This is a genomic window from Burkholderia pseudomultivorans, assembly GCF_902499075.1.
GTDB lineage: Bacteria > Pseudomonadota > Gammaproteobacteria > Burkholderiales > Burkholderiaceae > Burkholderia > Burkholderia pseudomultivorans.
In genome coordinates, this window is record NZ_CABVPP010000090.1 from 1 (window position 1) to 18,036 (window position 18,036).

At 58.4% G+C, this 18,036-nt stretch carries 18 protein-coding genes, 1 pseudogene and 4 riboswitches; of the genes and pseudogenes, 16 read left to right on the plus strand and 3 right to left on the minus strand.

Going from position 1 to position 18,036, the window contains the following annotated elements; translation table 11 throughout:
- Window positions 1-137 precede the first annotated feature (137 nt).
- The gene (locus BST28156_RS32745) at window positions 138-506 is read left to right on the plus strand and encodes a hypothetical protein (protein ID WP_174904409.1); all 369 of its coding nucleotides are present in this window, start codon (window positions 138-140) and stop codon (window positions 504-506) included.
- Between the two features lie 86 nt (window positions 507-592).
- Window positions 593-1,849 carry an MFS transporter gene (locus tag BST28156_RS32750; protein WP_174904410.1) on the plus strand — a complete coding sequence of 419 codons (1,257 nt, stop codon included), beginning with the start codon at window positions 593-595 and terminating at the stop codon, window positions 1,847-1,849.
- An 80-nt stretch (window positions 1,850-1,929) separates the two neighbouring features.
- Here BST28156_RS32750 and cfa read toward each other — a convergent pair whose 3' ends face one another.
- The gene (cfa, locus tag BST28156_RS32755; protein WP_174904411.1) at window positions 1,930-3,129 is read right to left on the minus strand and encodes a cyclopropane fatty acyl phospholipid synthase; all 1,200 of its coding nucleotides are present in this window, start codon (window positions 3,127-3,129) and stop codon (window positions 1,930-1,932) included.
- A gap of 223 nt (window positions 3,130-3,352) precedes the next feature.
- Window positions 3,353-3,745: a fluoride efflux transporter CrcB gene (crcB, locus tag BST28156_RS32760; protein WP_060175042.1), complete on the minus strand. Its 393-nt coding sequence runs from the start codon at window positions 3,743-3,745 to the stop codon at window positions 3,353-3,355.
- Window positions 3,746-3,808: 63 nt separating this feature from the next.
- Window positions 3,809-3,875, minus strand: a riboswitch (Fluoride riboswitch).
- Between the two features lie 169 nt (window positions 3,876-4,044).
- A riboswitch (Fluoride riboswitch) is annotated at window positions 4,045-4,108 on the plus strand.
- Window positions 4,109-4,405: 297 nt separating this feature from the next.
- Between crcB and BST28156_RS32765 the strand changes: the two genes are divergently transcribed.
- From BST28156_RS32765 to BST28156_RS32820, 12 genes and pseudogenes are all read left to right on the plus strand, one after another.
- Window positions 4,406-4,720: a hypothetical protein gene (locus tag BST28156_RS32765; protein ID WP_060175043.1), complete on the plus strand. Its 315-nt coding sequence runs from the start codon at window positions 4,406-4,408 to the stop codon at window positions 4,718-4,720.
- Between the two features lie 65 nt (window positions 4,721-4,785).
- On the plus strand, window positions 4,786-5,511 hold the full coding sequence (locus tag BST28156_RS32770) for a 2,3-bisphosphoglycerate-dependent phosphoglycerate mutase (RefSeq protein ID WP_060175093.1): 726 nt from the start codon (window positions 4,786-4,788) through the stop codon (window positions 5,509-5,511).
- 81 nt (window positions 5,512-5,592) lie between these two features.
- Window positions 5,593-6,210, plus strand: a complete 618-nt coding sequence (locus BST28156_RS32775) for a histidine phosphatase family protein (protein ID WP_060175094.1) — start codon at window positions 5,593-5,595, stop codon at window positions 6,208-6,210.
- Window positions 6,211-6,337: 127 nt separating this feature from the next.
- A riboswitch (Fluoride riboswitch) is annotated at window positions 6,338-6,404 on the plus strand.
- A 79-nt stretch (window positions 6,405-6,483) separates the two neighbouring features.
- Window positions 6,484-7,794 (plus strand): voltage-gated chloride channel family protein, encoded by a 1,311-nt coding sequence (locus tag BST28156_RS32780; protein ID WP_174904412.1) that lies wholly within the window; start codon window positions 6,484-6,486, stop codon window positions 7,792-7,794.
- 28 nt (window positions 7,795-7,822) lie between these two features.
- Window positions 7,823-8,188 (plus strand): DUF190 domain-containing protein, encoded by a 366-nt coding sequence (locus BST28156_RS35150; RefSeq protein WP_081072669.1) that lies wholly within the window; start codon window positions 7,823-7,825, stop codon window positions 8,186-8,188.
- Window positions 8,189-8,244: 56 nt separating this feature from the next.
- A complete protein-coding gene (locus BST28156_RS32790) occupies window positions 8,245-8,607 on the plus strand; it encodes a hypothetical protein (protein ID WP_060175045.1) in 363 nt (120 codons plus the stop codon).
- 54 nt (window positions 8,608-8,661) lie between these two features.
- Complete coding sequence (locus BST28156_RS32795) at window positions 8,662-9,813, plus strand: MFS transporter (protein ID WP_174904413.1); 1,152 nt, start codon at window positions 8,662-8,664, stop codon at window positions 9,811-9,813.
- A 56-nt stretch (window positions 9,814-9,869) separates the two neighbouring features.
- A riboswitch (Fluoride riboswitch) is annotated at window positions 9,870-9,931 on the plus strand.
- Between the two features lie 135 nt (window positions 9,932-10,066).
- Window positions 10,067-11,602 carry a MutS-related protein gene (locus BST28156_RS32800; protein ID WP_174904414.1) on the plus strand — a complete coding sequence of 512 codons (1,536 nt, stop codon included), beginning with the start codon at window positions 10,067-10,069 and terminating at the stop codon, window positions 11,600-11,602.
- Window positions 11,599-13,095, plus strand: a complete 1,497-nt coding sequence (locus tag BST28156_RS32805; protein WP_174904415.1) for a MutS-related protein — start codon at window positions 11,599-11,601, stop codon at window positions 13,093-13,095. Before BST28156_RS32800 ends, BST28156_RS32805 begins: the two co-directional genes overlap by 4 nt.
- Window positions 13,096-13,302: 207 nt before the next feature.
- Window positions 13,303-13,392, plus strand: a pseudogene (locus BST28156_RS32810) (transposase domain-containing protein); the annotation flags it as partial.
- 145 nt (window positions 13,393-13,537) lie between these two features.
- Window positions 13,538-15,235 carry a site-specific integrase gene (locus BST28156_RS32815; RefSeq protein ID WP_174904416.1) on the plus strand — a complete coding sequence of 566 codons (1,698 nt, stop codon included), beginning with the start codon at window positions 13,538-13,540 and terminating at the stop codon, window positions 15,233-15,235.
- A 184-nt stretch (window positions 15,236-15,419) separates the two neighbouring features.
- Complete coding sequence (locus tag BST28156_RS32820) at window positions 15,420-15,728, plus strand: hypothetical protein (RefSeq protein ID WP_254596477.1); 309 nt, start codon at window positions 15,420-15,422, stop codon at window positions 15,726-15,728.
- A 100-nt stretch (window positions 15,729-15,828) separates the two neighbouring features.
- On the opposite strand, the gene BST28156_RS32825 is transcribed toward BST28156_RS32820, so the two are convergent.
- On the minus strand, window positions 15,829-16,074 hold the full coding sequence (locus BST28156_RS32825) for a helix-turn-helix domain-containing protein (protein WP_078041802.1): 246 nt from the start codon (window positions 16,072-16,074) through the stop codon (window positions 15,829-15,831).
- A 141-nt stretch (window positions 16,075-16,215) separates the two neighbouring features.
- On the opposite strand from BST28156_RS32825, the gene BST28156_RS32830 reads away from it, so the two are divergent.
- Both BST28156_RS32830 and BST28156_RS34905 read left to right on the plus strand, forming a co-directional pair.
- On the plus strand, window positions 16,216-16,899 hold the full coding sequence (locus tag BST28156_RS32830; RefSeq protein WP_254596479.1) for a hypothetical protein: 684 nt from the start codon (window positions 16,216-16,218) through the stop codon (window positions 16,897-16,899).
- A gap of 635 nt (window positions 16,900-17,534) precedes the next feature.
- Window positions 17,535-17,714, plus strand: a complete 180-nt coding sequence (locus BST28156_RS34905) for an MbcA/ParS/Xre antitoxin family protein (protein ID WP_233634927.1) — start codon at window positions 17,535-17,537, stop codon at window positions 17,712-17,714.
- The last annotated feature ends 322 nt before the right edge of the window (window positions 17,715-18,036 follow it).

Genomic DNA, 18,036 nt, shown 5'->3' on the forward strand with positions numbered 1-18,036 from the left:
GGCTCCGGCAATCTAAACGCACCCATCATGCATTGGAAAAATCAGCATCGGGAAACGGTCCGGCCGAGCCGCTTACGCAGATCCGGCAGGCCGAAGCCGCGTATCTGACGGCGCTCGCGGCACCGGACGCGCTCACGTTGATCGGCGGCGACTTCAACTCGGCTTCGCCTCACGACCCCGAACCCGCCGACTGGGGCGGACTCGCGCCGCATCATCGTGCGCGCTATCTGGCCGAGGATCTCTCGGGCATCGACCGCAGCGTGATCGCGCGTCTGGACGCCGCGGGCCTAGTTGATCTGGGGCGCCGGCTGCACGGTAGCGGCATTCCGACGGTCCCTGCCGCCGGCTATCGCGAGGCCGAATTCGCCACCATGCGATGCGATTACCTGTTTGCATCGAAGGCACTGGCCGAACGTGCGCGGCGCTACGAAGTGTTGCGCACGCCGGAAACCGAACGCGCATCGGATCACTACCCGGTTCTGCTGCAGCTCGATGCATTCGCGTGACCGGGCGAGCGCTTGCCATGATTCCCCCAACACTTGCAGCACGCTTGCGTTTGCATCCGAGGGATGCGTTACTGGAGAGAGAACACATGTCCGACCATCAGGAAGCCGCCGCGCCGATGCCGCGGCCCAGCTCCCGGCGCTGGCTGAATCGAACCGTCGCAGGCGCCGGCGTCACGAGCGCGCTGGGCGATTTTTGCTACGAGACGACTACGGTGATCCTGCCGGGGTTTCTCGCCGTGCTGGGTGTGCCGGCGGCGGCATTGGGCGTCATCGAGGGAATGGCCGACGCTGTCGCGAGCTTTACCAAGATGGCGTCCGGCTACATCGCGGACAAACTCGGCCATCGAAAGCGGCTGGTCCTGGCGGGTTATGCGCTGACGCCGATCGGCCAGATATTCATCGCGCTGGCGGCCGGCTGGCAACTGCTGTTGCTGGGGCGTCTAGTGTCGTGGTTCGGGAAGGGATTGCGCGGGCCATTGCGCGATGCGATCGTCATTCAGGCCGTCAGTGCCGAAACGCGCGGGCGGGCGTTCGGATTCCATCGCGCGATGGACACGATCGGCGCGGTGCTCGGGCCGCTTCTCGGCGTTGCCGTTCTGGAGTGGGCGCAGGCCGTGCACCATGGCGATCTCGCCGGCCCGTTCCGGCTCGTGCTGTGGCTGTCGATCGTTCCGGGCGCGCTCGCGGTCCTCGTCTTTCTCGCGATGGTGGACGATCCAGAGCAGTCGCCCAATCCAGGTCGACGGTTCTGGGGCACGCTGCGCGCGCTTCCCGCCCGATTCAAGCAATACCTGGGCGCGGTCGGCCTGTTCGGCCTCGGCGACTTCTCGCACAGCCTGCTCATCCTCGCCGCGACGCAACTGCTCACGCCTTCGTTCGGCGTGGTGCGCGCGGCGCAAATTGCCGGGCTGCTGTACGTCGGCAGGAATGTCGTGCAGGTTCTGGCCTCCTATCCTGTCGGCGTGTGGGCAGACAGGATAGGGGCGCTGCGGCTCCTTGTGGGCGGGTACCTGATCGGTGCCGCGACGGCTGCACTGATCGCCGCCCTGTGGTGGCTCGGTGTCGCTAGCGTGCCGCTCCTTGGCGTGGTTTTCCTGCTGGCCGGATGCTACGTCGCCGTACAGGAGACGCTGGAATCGACCGTCACGGCGGACATGGTTTCTTCGGACACGCTGGCGATCAGTTACGGGGCGCTCGGGAGCGTGAACGGCTGCACGAAGTTCCTGTCGAGCGGAATGGTTGGTGCGCTGTGGACCGGGGTGTCGCCGATTGTCGGATTCGGTGCGGCTGCCGCCCTTATGTTCGCCGGCGTCGTCGCCTTGAGGCGGCTTGGCGGCCGATAGCGCGATCACGCCGGCGTCTGCCGCGCGAACGTCAGCAGGCGTGCGCCGTGCGCGCTTCATCGGGCTTCGATACGTCGCGGTCAGGTTTGCGGGCAGTCGAGGCCATGACTCGGGCGCGCCGGAATCGGTGGCCGGCCATACCCGCCGGCGACCCCTTGCCTCGAGAAAACCCACTGCCACAACTGGGTTTCCCGAGAGCGAAATAGTCCCGCGCATAGCAACAGGTAGTAACGCCACATCCTGTAGAAGCGTTCTCCCAGTTGCGGCCGGAAGCGAGGCCATGCCGCCTCGAAATTGGCGTGCCACGCCATCAGTGTCTTGTCGTAGTCGGCACCGAAGTTGTGCAGATCCTCCATCACGAACAATCCGCCGGCAGCATCGCCAATTTCTGCAAGCGCAGGCAACTCCCCGTTCGGGAATATGTAGCGGTCAATCCACGGATCCGGGGTCGTTCCGCGGCGATTCTTTCCGATCGTATGCAGGAGAAACAGGCCGTCGTCCGTCAGGCAGCGATGGGCAACCTCCATGTAGGTTCGGTAGTTTTTTGGTCCGACATGCTCGAACATGCCGACACTGGCGATCCTCTCGAAGCGTTCGTCGACGGCGCGATAGTCCTGCAGCCTGAATTCAAGCGGTAGGTTCCTGTATCGCTCGCTGGCCCACTGAGCCTGCTCTTTCGATATAGTGACGCCCACGCAAGTCACGCCGTAATGCTCGGCCGCGAAACCCATCAAGCTTCCCCAGCCGCAACCGATGTCGAGAAGCCGCATGCCGGGCGCCAATTGAAGTTTGCGGCATATCAAGTCGAGCTTGTCTTCCTGGGCTTCGTCGAGCGTCCGGGCGCCGCCGGACCAGAACCCGCAGGTGTACGTCATTCTGCGGTCCAGCATGGCAGCGTAGAAGTCGTTGCCGATGTCGTAATGTTGCTCCCCGACTTGCCAGGCACGGCGGATCGATTGCCGGTTCAAGAGCCGCGCGTGCAACGCATGCAGACCGATGTGGACGGGATGGATTTTCTCGTCGAGCTTCGCACTGAGTACCCTCGCGAAGAACTGATCGAGGTGGTCGCAGTCCCATCGGCCGTCCATGTAGGCCTCACCCAAGCCCAGATTGCCGTGGGCGAGTATGTCGACGGGTACGTCATCGTCATGGAGGCGAATGTCCCACGGGCGAGACCCGCCAAGCCTGACGTCCGCATGCGTTAGTAGCGTTTCGACGAAACGATGAGCCTTGCTGCTACGGTGTTGACCGGTCCGACCTTCCGAACTTGTTGTCGACATGAATCATCTCCTTCCTTCAGCCTGTCGGGCTTTTCGACACGATGAGTCGAGACAGGCGACAGGTGGGCAGATTGATGAAGTTCAAAATGGCACGCGTCATTGCGATGTCGACGCGAGCGCTTCCGTACTTGAAGACGCAAACAGAAATTCAAACGTGCGTGAACCATCGTTGCGATGCGGGTATGAGACGTGGTGCGGTTCGATCGCGGTTTAGCGCGGCGGCTCAGGCGACAGCGACCCTTGCTACTGCGCTGACAGTGGCAATGCCCAGTATCGTCATGACTAGCGACGAGGAGACGTGGATTGCGATCTCGCCGGCAGCCCACCCCAGTCGCCCTTCCTGCAGGTGGGCAACGACTTCGGCGGAGAATGTCGAGAAAGTCGACAGGCCGCCCATCAATCCGGTAATGACGAACAGCCGCCATTCGCTGGGGATCTCGGGGAGTCGCGAGAAAAATGCGATGGCTACGCCGATGACGTAGCCGGCGATGACGTTCGCTGCAAGCGTACCGAGCGGGAGCTCGGGAAACAGGCCGTTGAGTCTTAGGCCGAGTACCCAGCGCAGTAAGGAACCCAATGCACCGCCAATCGCTACCGCAAGAACCGATTGATACATATCGAATGCCCCATTTTTGATTAGACCTCGACGCACGCCGCAAGCAATGGCGCTCTCGTCTGCCGGGTTGTAGGCATCATCGGCTCAACAATCTTGAGCGGTTTTGGAGAATGCCATCTCCATGGCGAGAGTTTATCATCGGCCTTCACAGCGTCAAGGGAGGTCTGGTGCTTGCAACTGACCATTCGGCGCGCATTGCTGTCTCATTCAAGCCCATCTGCCGGATTGCACGACGTCGCTGCTTGGTATTCGGGCGCCAGGGACAGAAGGCTTGCGAGGTAGCAAGCACGGCAGTATTCTTTGCTTCAGGAGATGGCATTCTCCATAACCGCCGAAACATCGGCTGATGATGCCTACTGCGTTTGCGGATGTGACAACACCCTCAGCCTAACGACAGTGGGATCATCATGAACTCTACCCTTGTACGCTTCCTCCTTCGCCCATTTCAACGCATATGGGTGCCACATTTTCGACACAACTTCCCAGGTTTCGGCGAGCGTCAGCCTTGCCCTGTTCGCGCTCGTGAGAATGTGCACCGTCGAGACCAATCTGGCAACGGCCCTTTGTGAGCGACTGATTGATGCCTTGCGGTGAGTAGGTTGCGACGAGCCGCAGTTACAGTCGTATCCATGGAGTTTATTGACGCGGAGAGGGGGCAGCATGCTGTTCGACATAGATACGAATCTGCGCGAAGCAGTGTCGCCAAGTTCGGTCGATTTACCGGCAAATACATTGGATACCATAACAAGTACCTGCCTGCGCGATGCCGGGTTTGGTGAACGCCAGGAGGCGACAGGTGATGGCGAGCTGGCGTTTTGCGAGGCGACGTTGCGGCAGCTCGGCTACGTCAACATCTTTTCCTTCGCGACCGGAGAGTTCATGGTCGTTGCTCGCAATGGCGAACGGTTCCGGGGGAACTCGCTCGGCGACGTGCTGCGAGAAATGTCGATTCAACTGGCATTGACGAGCCGATGATCGGATGGCCGAAAGCGCGCACGCAACACGCATCGGTCGAAACTGGCGTGCAGGAGGTCCATGACGTGGGCCACGAGGACGGGCAGGCGTATTCCCTCGTTCTGGTTCGGCACGGAGAATCCGAATGGAATCGGGATGGCCGATTCACGGGGTGGACGGACATAGACTTGACCACCGAGGGCGAGAGACAGGCGCGCGAAGCGGGGCGGATGCTTGCACGGGTACACCGGCAGTTTGATCTCGCCTATACATCGGTGCTCAAACGATCGATCCGAACCCTGTGGCTCATGCTGGAGGAACTGGATCAAGCGTGGATTCCAGTCGCGCATGACTGGCGGCTGAACGAGCGCCACTACGGAAATCTCACGGGCATGCACAAGGCCCAGGCAATCGAAATCTACGGGGAGCAGGCAGTGCTGCAATGGCGGCGCTCGTACCATGGGCGGCCACCTCCGATTTCGGTCAACGAAAGCGATCGTCGCTATCGTCGATTGCTGCCGCGCGAGATCCCGAGTGCAGAGTCATTGTGCGATACGGAACATCGAGTGGGCGCCTTCTGGATCGACACGCTGGTTCCAGCCATCGCATCGGGAAACCAAATCATTGTCTGCGGGCACGGGAATGGGTTACGTGCGCTGGTCAAAATCCTGGATGGACTATCCGAGACCGAAGTGATGAGACTGGATATACCTAACGGCATACCGCTGGTTTATCAGTTCGACGCCGATATGAGGGTAGCCAACAGATTTTATGTCGAGGAACCGGCGAGGCGTGAATCGAACATCCTTTGACCTTTCTCGAGACGTATTATTTGCGAGAGGCGGGCAACTCAGATCACGACGAGAGCGCGATCATTTTTTGGGAGCATGACTATGCGTATCGTTCTAACCCGCCACGGACAAGTCGAAGGTATTGATCCGCCACGCTTTCGAGGTCGCGCGGAATTGGAGCTCACACCGCTTGGCCGGAGACAGGCGAAGATGGTCGCCGACACCATTGCGATGCGCTTCAAGCCGGTTGCCGTCTACACGAGTCCGATGAAGCGGTGCCAAGATACAGGCCATGCGATCGCGACGGCCTGCGCGATCCCGCAACACGTGCAAGCCGGGATCGACGATTTTGACTATGGCGAGTGGCAGTGGATGAGTCATGCGGATGCCCGCGTGCAGTTTCCAGATCAGTACACATTGTGGAAAACGGCGCCGCAATGGATGCAATTTCCGGGCGGAGAATCCTTGCAGGCTGTAGCGCTCCGAACCGCTGACGCGTTGCGCGAACTGCTTGCTATCCATGGTGACGACACCATCGTCCTGGTCGCCCATGACAGCATAAATCGCGTTCTTCTCCTGCATGCGCTTGATATGCCGTTATCCGCATATTGGCGAATGGCGCAGGATCCATGTTGCCTGAACATCATCGACCTCGATCGAGCTGGGAAGGCAAACATCCTTCAGATCAATGAAACGGCACATTTAGCGAGCGAGGATTGAAAAATGGGGTGGCATCAAAATTGATTGCTGCGGTCGCCGCGCACAATGTTCCAAACTCCGGAGTGGGCGGGGCCGGCGTGACGGGACGCTCGTCGATATTGCGCCGCGGAAGATTTCTCGCGTACAATTTCCCGCTGGAGATGGCATTCCTCCTCATAACCGCTGGTCAGCCAGCTGATGATGCCTACGCGTTCCTGGGTACAGGAGGTCGTAGGCCGTCCGTATAGCGGCGTTCTGTCGCCCAGGTTTGATGTCCTGTCAAATCTGGTAAAAATGAAACGAATCAAATCAATCGAGCAAGTGGCGATGGTGTCCTACCTTTGCCGATGGCTCGTCATTTCTTGCGGCATGGGCGCGCTGGCCGGTTCGGCGTCTGCTCTTTTTCTTGCTGCCCTCGATCTGGCAACGGAGACGCGCCTCGGCCATCCCTGGTTGCTCGCTCTGCTGCCTATCGCCGGTTTTGTGACCGGTTGGGTGTACCACCGCGTAGGGAAGTCCGTCGAAGGCGGGAACAATCTGCTGATCGACGAGATTCACGATCCGCAGAAAATCGTGCCGAAGCGCATGGCGCCGCTCGTTCTCGTCGCGACGGTCGTTACGCATTTATTCGGCGGTTCGGCCGGCCGTGAGGGCACTGCCGTGCAAATGGGCGGTGCCATCGCCGATCAGATCACCCGCGCACTGAAGCTCGATCGGGACGAGCGCCGCATCTTGATGATGGGCGGGATCGCGGCCGGCTTCGCTTCAGTTTTCGGGACACCTCTCGCAGGCGCCATCTTCGGCCTCGAGGTGTTGGCCATCGGTCGAATCCGATATGACGCTTTGTTGGCGTGCGTGATCTCCGGCGTCGTTGCGGATGAAGTTTGCCGGATGTGGGGTATTCATCATACGGTCTATTCGATTCCGTTCGTTCCTCATTTGAGCGCGCTGGGACTGGGATCCGTGCTGATTGCCGGCGTGGCGTTTGGCGTTGTCGGCATGTTGTTTGCCGATTCGACTCACGCGCTGTCGGCGTTCCTGAAGCGCAAGATCGGTTATGCGCCGATGCGCGCATTTACCGGGGGCGTCATCGTTGCGGCCGCGGCGATAGTGTTGAACGTGCCGCAATACCTGGGGTTGGGGATCCCGACGATCGAGGCGTCGTTTCACGGTCCGCTTCCGCTCTATGACTTCGCGGGCAAATTCGGATTTACCGTCGTGACGCTTGCCTCTGGCTTCAAGGGAGGGGAGGTCACACCGCTCTTCTATATCGGGGCGACCCTCGGGAATGCACTGGGCCACGTACTGGCGTTACCGATTCCGGTGCTCGCCGGGCTCGGTTTCGTCGCGGTGTTCGCCGGCGCCGCCAATACGCCGATCGCTTCGACCATCATGGCGATCGAACTGTTTGGTGCCGACATCGGCATTTATGCGGCTATCGCGTGTGTTGTCGCGTACCTGTTCTCGGGCCACACGGGGATCTACCGTGCACAGCGAGTCGGCCATGCGAAGCACCCGTTGCTGCCGAACGGGATGCGTCTTGCTGACATTCCGGCATTGCGCCGGATTCGCCAAAGTGCGCCGACCGTTTCGCCCGAAGCGTGACCGATTACTCTCTTATGACAGCACCAAAATGACCAAACTCACGGCACTTCGCCTGTATTTCCATCACTCAGCGAAAGCGCATCCGACACGTTTGTGGCATCGCATTTCGCGTCCGAGCCTTGCTCATCATCTGCTGCGTCACGCGAAACGCGCGGGTATCGAGCAGGCCGTTTTTCATCGCGTTCACGCTGGATATCTTGGTGGCGATCGACTCCATCACAGCCACGCCGAACATGTTCATCATCGGTTCCCTCATTGCATCGAGTTGATCGATCGCGAACATAAGCTACGGGATTTCTGGCATGCGCATGGGAGAGATCTGCAGAATGTCCGAGCGATATTCATGCCTTGCGAGCCGGCGGGAAATCTCGATCAGTCATCGCTGACAGCATAAAAAATAGTATCGGTCGCTGCCGCTGAGCGTGCTGCGACCGAACAGTTCCAGATTGCATGGAGGAGCGCTTGAAAAAGGGAGCCGCAGTTCGGACGAAGTTGCAGGCCGAGGCGATCGTGGCACTCATCGCGATCGTGGTTGCCGAGTTGCTGACGATGCTGGTTATGTCGATCATTCCGCGAAGCTATTCGCCTTTTGAACTGGCGTCGCTTGCGGCCTTCGGGCTGGTTACCGCGGTCCTGTTTCTGGTCTGGTTCAGGGGCGATTTAGAGCGGGCCTATCTGTTTGCCGTCGAGCATGAATACCTCAAGTTCGCCGGACAACCGCCGAGGATCGTGGCGATCCTCGATAGCTGCCCGCGACGCTGGATGGTCATGCTACATATCAGAATGCATCCCGCACTGGTGGGCGTGGAGTAGGTTTTGAGGGCCAAAACGACCGATCCGGCTGAGGGAGCGGCTGCGCGACAAGCCATGCGCTTTGTTGTCCTCATCGGTGTTTTGAGCTTTTTTGCAGACTGCACGTATGAGGGCGCGAGAGGGATACTTGGCCCGTTTCTCGCGCAGGCCGGCGCGACTGCCACGATCATCGGTGTGGTCATGGGGCTTGGCGAGTTGCTCGGCTATGGCTTGCGCCTAGTTTCAGGCACGCTGGCAGATGTCACACGCCGATTCTGGACCATCACGATCATCGGCTATCTGTTGCAGATGTCGGTCGTACCAATGTTGGCCTTGACGCACACGTGGCAGCAGGCGTCGGTTCTGGTTGTTCTCGAACGTGTTGGCAAGGCTATCCGAAACCCACCGCGCGACGTCATGCTTTCCCACGCGGCCCAGCAGGTGGGTGGATACGGTTGGGTATTCGGTTTGCACGAAGCCTTCGACCAATTCGGGGCAATGATCGGCCCGCTTGTTGTGGCGGCCATGATGGCGCGAGGCGGGAGCTATCGCCAGGCGTTCGCGGTGCTGGCAATCCCTGCCGTATGCAACCTCGGCATTCTGATCCTCGCGAGAGTGACTTTTCCTGGATCTGGCGTACCGGTTGCAGGCGATGCGAATGCTGGGCGACGGGCTTCATTCCCGCGCCGATTCTGGATATACCTGATTGGTGCGGGGTTGGTGGCCGCGGGTTTTGCCGACTACCCGCTGATTGCTTATCACTTCACCCGACATGGGACTTTGCCGGTCAACTGGATTCCGGCGTTCTATGCAGTCGCAATGGGCGTCAGTGGCGGTGCATCGCTCGCGTTGGGGCGACTGTTCGATCGATACGGCATGCGCGTTCTGATCGGATTGACGATTCTATGTGCGGCATTTGCTCCATGTGCCTTTTTGGCCGACAACTTCGAGCTCGCGTTGTTCGGCGTGGCCCTTTGGGGAATGGGGATAGGAGTCCATGAGTCGATCATTCCGGCTGCGGTTGCGCCGATGGTCCCTGGAGCACGAAGGGCTTCGGCGTTTGGTTTGTTCACCTCGATATATGGGGTCTGCTGGTTCATCGGGAGCGCTGCCATCGGATGGTTATACGATCGGTCGGTGGCGTCTACGGTCATCTTTTGTGTGGCGACGCAGTTGCTCGCTGTACCTTTCTTTATCGGTGCGTTGAGTAAAGCATCGACAGACTGATCTCTGTTTCCGATCATGCATGAGAGGTTGTTTGGTTCAGTCCACGGCATTAGAATGAAACGCAGGGAGATGGCATCCTCCCAAACCGCCCGATAGGGCTGATGACGCCTACACACACTGGAATGCGTGCTGTGTAGTGCCGGTCTATAAGCTGCCGGCTGCAGTTCTGCAGCTGGGCCTTCCAGTCATACCTGTACGAACCGTACGCAAAGCCGGGGATAGGCTGCCCGTCGTTTGCGGACTGGGGGGTGACATGACGCATGTCAGTGTCCTGTTCGACAAGTCTAGTGACGAAGTCGGGAGCGGCGAGGTTGGGCAACCAGATTGCTTTGCAGATCTGAACCTCGATCAGGTTGTGGATGCTGTAACTGCGGGCAAGGAAGAATACGATCTCAAGGCATTCTTCTACCGGAATGTTCAGAGCGAGCCCACAATCGAATATCGCCATCAGGTGATGCGGGATCTCGAGCGACTGGGCGTATTGGGCTGCATTAACCGCTTCGCATCGAGTATGCGGAAAGTGCGTGCCTGCCTGCAGAGCGAAGAGAAGCTGTTCTACACATGGCAAAAGCGGCGCTGGCACCTCGAGGCGGCGCATCTCTACTGCGACGCCATTCGGGATTTCTCCGCCAATCTCGAAGTGATCGATCTCCATTCGGCAGGTCTACAACGCATACGCGACTATGTACAACGCTACGTACTGACCGATACATTCCTGTCGCTTTTGAGGGGCGAGGCTTGTGTTCGTACATTGCTGGATCAGGTGCATTACACGGTACATATCGACGGGGACAGCGTCATCGTTTGTCGGTACGACGATGAGCCCGATTACAGTATCGAGGTTCTAAACGCCTTTGAGAAATTCAGACAGCGTGAGTTGGTCGGGCGCCGGATTCGCGCCGACGACTATCCCAATATGAACCACGTGGAAGCGAAGATTCTCGATTGTGTTGTGCGTCTGCACGGTAATGCTTTCAACGCGCTCACCCGATTTTGCGAGGATTATGCCTCATTCTTCGATCCCACAATTGTCGCGTTTGATCATGAGGTTCAGTTCTACGTTGCCTATCTCGAGCATATGCAACGCATCGCGGAGCAAGGTGTCACGTTCTGCTATCCGGTGGTTTCAGGAAAAAACAAGATCGAATCGGTAGCAGGATCGTTCGACCTCGCGCTCGCCGAAAAGCTCAGGCGCGAAAGGCGATCGGTTGTCTGCAACGATTACTGGCTGGAAGGAACCGAGCGCATCATGGTGGTCACGGGCCCGAATCAGGGAGGGAAGACTACCTTCGCCAGGATGTTCGGCCAGTTGCATTTTCTCGCCAGTCTCGGGTTGCCAGTGCCCGGCACCCATGCCCGACTCTTCCTGCAAGACCAGGTCTTTGCCCATTTCGAGCGGGAAGAAGACATGAAGAATCTGCGAGGCAAGCTTCATGACGATCTGCTGAGAATCAGACGGATCCTTGACGAAGCGACGCCTCGAAGCGTGATCATCATGAACGAAATATTCAGCTCGACGTCCCTCAAGGATGCGATCTTCCTCAGCAAGAAGGTCATGGCGAAGATCATGGCGCTGGACGCACTGGCCGTCTACGTCACGTTCATAGAGGAGCTGTCACGGTTGAGCGGGCAGACGTTGAGCATGTCGAGCGAAATAAGTATCGAAGACGATACATCACGTACTTTCAAGGTGCGTCGGCGGCCGGCCGACGGAAAGGCATACGCTGTTTCGTTGGCGTCCAAATATCGATTGACGTACAAGCAATTAGCCGAGCGGTTGAGCCTATGAAAGTGCATCTCATGTATCGCGAGGCGGACTTTATCGTCGGGGCGGACCGTCATTCCACGACCGGCGCGGTTTTTTCTGATCTTGAACTACGAACACTCTGTTCCGCGATGGCGGGTGATGACGAATATTTGTTCGATGTGGCAAGAGCAGCGCTTGGCGACCCGTTGACGGAGCCTGCTGCGATTTGCTTTCGGCAGGATGTTCTGCGTGACTGCGTGTCGAGTCCGGTGGTAGTGCGATCGATCTATGGCCTGGCAGTTGAGGCTATCGAGCTCAGCAAGAAGAGCTATTTCGGCTTCTATTCGAAATACCCTTCAGCGATGCTTGGTAGCGCACGCGAGTTGATGGAAACATTCGTCCGGGCGTTACGGAAAATCCGGGAGATTGCTGACAGCCATTCGGCTGATTTTCGATCGACCGGGTTCGTTCGGTTCTTCCGGATGATCGAAGTAGAGCTGACGGACGAATATTTCGAACTGATCGCTCGGCATCTCAAGACGTTGAGGTTTCGTCGGGGCGTGCTGATTGGTGCACGTCTTGGTCCAGGGAATAAAGGACAGAGCTACACGCTCAGGAAGCCAGCCGACGAGAATCTGGTTTTTTCTCAGCGCATGTTCAAGCGACGCCGGGAATCGTATGGTTTCCATATTCCGGAGCGCGACGAGGCAGGTGCACAGGCTCTGTCAGAACTGGAAGCAAAGGGCATCGATCTAGTCGCTCGAGCGTTGAATCAATCGGCGGAGCATGTACTTGATTTCTTCAATATGCTTCGGTGCGAACTGGCGTTCTACATCGGATGCGTCAATTTGCACGACGGGTTGCTGGAGCGAGGGTACTCGATGTGCATGCCGGAAGTAGCTCCGGTCGATATGCATGGTCTCGACGCTCGGGGATTGCGTGAGGTTTGCCTCGCGCTGAGGACCAGTCGCGATATCGTTCCTAACGATCTTCACGCACACGATCGTGACCTGGTGGTTATCACGGGAGCAAACGAAGGCGGAAAGTCGACGTTCTTGCGTAGCGTCGCGATCGCGCAGTTGATGATGCAGACGGGGATGATGGTGCTTGCCGAACAGTTCTCCTCCAGCGCATCCACGCGAATCTTCACGCACTTCAAGCGTGAGGAGGACGAGTCGATGACGAGCGGGAAATTTGACGAGGAGCTGCGTCGAGTCAGCGCGATCATCGATCAGATGGAGGCGGCCAGCATCGTATTTTTCAACGAATCCTTTGCCTCTACGAACGAGCGTGAGGGAGCGGAAGTCGCCGGACAAATTGTTAGGGCGTTGCTCGACAAGAGCGTCAGGGTGTTCTTTGTCACACACATGTATGCGCTATCGAACGAACTGCATGAATCCCAGATAGCGCGTGCGATTTTCCTGCGTGCGGAACGGACTGATGAAGGTGGACGAACCTATCGTCTCGTTCAAGGGGCGCCGCTTGACACGAGCTTCGGTGAAGATCTGTATCGGGATGTGTTTCCGGGTGAATGACGCGAGGCTTTCCGAAACACACATTCTCGAGTGGCTTTACTGCCAATGGGAGCGAAAAAGAAAACGCCCGCTCGAAGAGCGGGCGTTTGAAGAGGCGGGGCGGGAAACTTACCGCGGAACAACGACCCAGCCAGTAAGCCCCGCTCCCTGCTTTTTTGTCGCCGAACATCGATCGGCAGCAGTGTGAGGGTATCTGTTCGCTGTCGCGACTCCGGTGGTGAACGTGACACCGCGATGTACAGCCTGATCGACACGGCACGTCTAAACGGCCTCAATCCCGAGGCGTACCTCGCCTATCCTGACCGGCAAGCGATCACCGATTGAGGTCGCATCGGCAGCTTGATAGCACACGTTGAAAGGAGAATATCGGCATCTTGTGATGCATATGGACAGATAAGAGTTATTATCTGCCTATCATCGAAAATCATCTAAACTGGTGATCATGAAAACGCGTGAGTCCCATGCCGCCGCCGACGAAGCCACGCCCGACTTTCCGGACGAGGCGGAGCTTGCCGCACTACGCAGCTGGTACGCCGGTCTGGAGGCGAGGACCGCAGTTTCTCGTTACCTGGGCGAACGCCGGGAAACTGGCGCATCGTCGCGTAGCATCCTTGGGCGCATTCGCCGGCGACTCGTGGCGTTTGCTCGAGCTCGTCATCGCGAGGATCTCGCGGCCGCGTTCGTCGATCGTCCTTCTCAAGCTGGGGTGGACGCTGTCGTCCAGGCCATTGATGTACTGCGTCATCTACCCGTTCCCCAGCCGCTCATCTCGGATGAAATTGGCCAATGGTTGCCACCACGTGTCGTCGTGGCCCTGCAGGCGCACGGGATCAGAACGCTTGCGGACCTGACCGTCCGAATTCCACGTCGGAGCCGCTGGTGGGCGACGATCGATGGTCTTGGGGCCGCCGGCGCGCGGCACGTTGAAGCGTTTTTTGCTGCGTACCCGGCCTTGACCGAGCGCGCGCGCGCGTTGATCGCTGCGGTGCCGTCCGGGAACATCGTTCCGTGGGAACGAATGCACGTGCCGCATGAGGTTGACGGCACGTGCGGAAAATTTCGAGCACCGCAGGCGGCCTGCTTGCTGAGCGCATCGAACGACTATGAGGCCGTTCTGTCCTGGCTGTCGCTGCATGAATCGGTGGCCACGCAGCGTGCCTACAGGAAAGAGTCCGAGAGGCTGATCCTATGGGCGATCGTCGAGCGTGGTCGAGCGTTGTCGTCGCTCACGACGGATGACGCGATTGCGTATCGCGGTTTCTTGCGGCGGCCGACACCGCGGGAGCGCTGGGTGGGGCCGTCTCGGCCACGACAGAGCGTCGAGTGGCGGCCATTCAACGGTTCACTATCGGCGCGGTCGACAGCGCATGCGTTGACGGTGCTATCCGCAATGTTTCGTTGGCTGGTCGAGCAGCGCTATGTACAGGCGAACCCATTTGCTGGCGTCAAGGTGCGGGGTGGCGTGTTGCATACGGGACTGGACGTCTCGCGCGGCTTTACAGAGGGTGAGTGGTTGTTGGTCCGCACACTGGCCGACGGGCTTGAATGGTCGTACGGCTGGAGCGAGCCAGCTGCTCAGCGCTTACGCTTTCTGCTGGACTTCGGCTACGCGACGGGGCTGCGTGCCGGCGAACTCGTTGGCGCCACGCTGGGCGATATCCGCCGCGACGAACATGGCGATCACTGGCTGCACGTGATCGGGAAGGGCAGGAGGCCCGGTAAGGTTGCGTTACCGACACTGGCGCGAACCGCGTTGGATCTTTGGCTCATGCAGCGCGGGTTGCCGGTGACGCCGTCTCGCTGGATTCCTTCTACTCCGCTAGTTTCAAGTCTTGAGGAAGACGCTGCCGGCATTCAGAGTACCCGTCTTTGGAGGGTGATCCGTCGCTTTTTCCTGCTGGTGGCCGCTGCGATCGAGGTTGAGCAGCCGGCAACTGCCGAGAAATTGCGCCGGGCGAGTCCGCATTGGATGCGTCATACACATGCCACGCATGCGTTGGCGCGTGGCGCGGAACTGATCATGGTGCGCGACAACCTACGGCATGCGTCAATTTCGACAACGTCGACTTACTTGCATAGTGACGAGGCGCAGAGGGCGCGGCAGTTTGACCGGGCGTTTTGCTCCAGGAGTTCGAAATAAAAATGGCCGCGCAGGGGCAGTCAGAGATTGCAAAGAAAGCCATCGTGAGGACTGGGGCGTTATGTGTCGGTGGCGCCGCCTACGGACGAATCGATGGTGCCCGCTAGGTCAAGTTCCTGTTGATCCCCAAAGCGACGTGTAATCTGCGGTGGACTAGACTAAATCTGACGGTGGTTGGTTTTTCATGCTGATCCGCGGCGACCGGATTCCGGAAAAGCGTGCTCAAGACGTGCTCTACATTCACGATGCGATGCTTCACTTCGTGAGCGCGATCGAGGATGAGCTGATCCCGATCTGGAAGCGCTTGTATGGCACGATGACGGAGGCACACCGGAAGTCGGTGAGATCCGGTGTCGACGAGCTATTCACGGAAGTCAACGACATCATTCGCGCCGCGGTCGAAATTGCGCAGCCTGAGCGCAACATCGATCCGGAAGATATGCTTCGGCTCTGTCGTGATGGTTTCGACGAGCTATTCGGCGAGGCTGGATAACAGTAAGGGGCAGTGCCCCTTTTGCATAAGGAGTTTGAGAGCCGGTCGACTCTTCGCCAGTCGGATCAAAAGCTGCTGCGATCGCCCGAGAGTTACCTCGTTACAAACCTGCCGAAGCGAGAAGCTCCGAAGGTCGCCAAGCAAGCGCTCGAGAGATTCTCAGAAGATTCAGCAACGTGACATTTCGTTCGCCCCTCTCGATTTTGCCCATGTGGCTTCTGTCGATGTTCGCGAGGTGGGCGAGTGACTCTTGGGAAATGTTGAGCGCGAGTCGGCGTGCACGGATCGACCTCCCTATCTGCTTGAGGTGCGCCTCTGTGTCGCTTCGACCCGATACCCTTTCCATGCAGGTATGGTCGAGGTATCATCGCCAACTGGCCACGGCATTTACGACCCATTAATGCCTGACAAATAGAGCGACGAAGTGAATGCAGAGCGGGTGTTGTCCCGATCTTGCCGTCAATGAATGATGGAGTAGTTAGCAGTGATGTATGGCGATGGAGCGCTGTCGGATGTGCAGTCGGTAGTGAGCGATGTAGTTGGCGGGCTCACCGAAGTCTCGGAAATGCTTTCGTTGTTCGACGCTGGAAAAAAGAATGTGTCCCACGGGCATGCCGAGATGGTTGCGACCACGTTATTGAACGGATCGGTCGACGTCTGGTACCGAGGCCGATACTTGACGGTGCCTCTTCGTCAACTGACTGCGTGGTTCCGAAATCCCGTTGAAATTGGTGCAGAACGCTTCCATGTTGCTGAGCCCGTCTTTCGACGTTGGATGGACAGCGAGCAGGAGCAAGGGGCTGGTCATCTTTTTCTGCAATGCAGCCATGCAGATTGCAAGCAGCGTCGGATGTTGACCTTTTACGACCCGCGTGAGATGCAACAGATGGAGCGTCGCGTTGCTTCGGAGATTTGGTACTGTCACCGCCATCGCCTTGTGGCGTGGGAGGCGTCCCAATCTCTAAGTGACGAATATCGGGAACTACTTGCTCTCGTGTACCGTTCCCCCGGATGCAACCGTGAGCAGCTCAAATGCTTGAAGCGCGACACTGACTTTCTGATGTCTATTGGACTATTGACATCGGCGCCACCAGCAAGTGGAGGTCGAAAAGCATATGCATTTCGCTTGACCTCGCAAGGTACGGACATCGTTCGTGCGCAGGGTCAGTAACTGGCGAGAACATTAATGTCCTGTAAGCGCGATTCCGCAACCGCGTCTTGGTCATTTTCCCGGTTGGCACAGCATCTGCGCGTTATCAGGGCACCCATGGCCGTTTCCGGAAATCTATGGATTGCGCTTGAGTGGTATCGGCATAAGTCGCTGCCAGAATTCGATGGCAGAACTGCCCAATGTCTGGTGGCGGATGGCCGAGAAAAAGCCGTGCTGGCTTACTTGGCCTCAATCGAGAGCGGGTGGGCCGGATAGCCGGACCGCGATTGGTCGACTAGTGATCATCACACTGTCTGGCCGCTAGCTAATCCGATAGAGAGGTGGGGCAGAGAATGGTGCGGGATTATCCTCAGCCACCAAGCTCCGCTCCCTGTTTTTGGTTCTGAGGCAGAAAGCGTACTTTGCATCGTCAATTATAAACGGGTTCCACGAAGGGCGTCAGGATCGCTAGTCTGGGCATTGATCGGAACCATGGTCCGTTAAGCGCAGCATTAGATATCGCTCGTCAAATCGCCTGCAACACAGATATGTCTAGCACCAAGGAAGCCAGCAGCAAGGATTTGCCACTATCGGGTTCAGATCAACAAAGCATCCCTCCTGGCGTCGTGGAGTTGCTTGCTGTGCAGGTTCAGAGGATGGTCGAAGAATCCGGAAATCCGGATGGCTTTGATGTACGGCCCTGGCTTCTCAACTGGCTTCATTCGCCGACCCAGGCCCTCGGTGGAAGATGTCCTGCAGACTACCTTCATACTCCTGAGGGCGTAGATCTGATTGCGAGGTTTCTTGCGAGCGCGCAAACAGGGGCTTATTGGTAGGTCTTTCGGATTGTCGCAGCAGTGCTGCTCGAAGTGATTCACGACGCTAGGCTCGGCCCCAGTCTTCGATACAGAGGCAATGCGACGTGAGATGTCGGCTTGCCGTGCGCGATGCGTCGGCGCGCGTGCTTTGCCGCGCTTGGGCACAAGCGCGGCTGGATGTGGTGAGGCTATCGATCGGGAATGGGTGGGGCCCGGGGGCGCCCAAACACAAATGCAGTAGTTACGTTGGGGCAGGGGAGAGGGCTAGCAGGCTGTTGAAAAGCGCCTCATTTTGACGGCCGGGGCACTGTTTAAAAGGGTTTCGTATGCGATTGGCCGT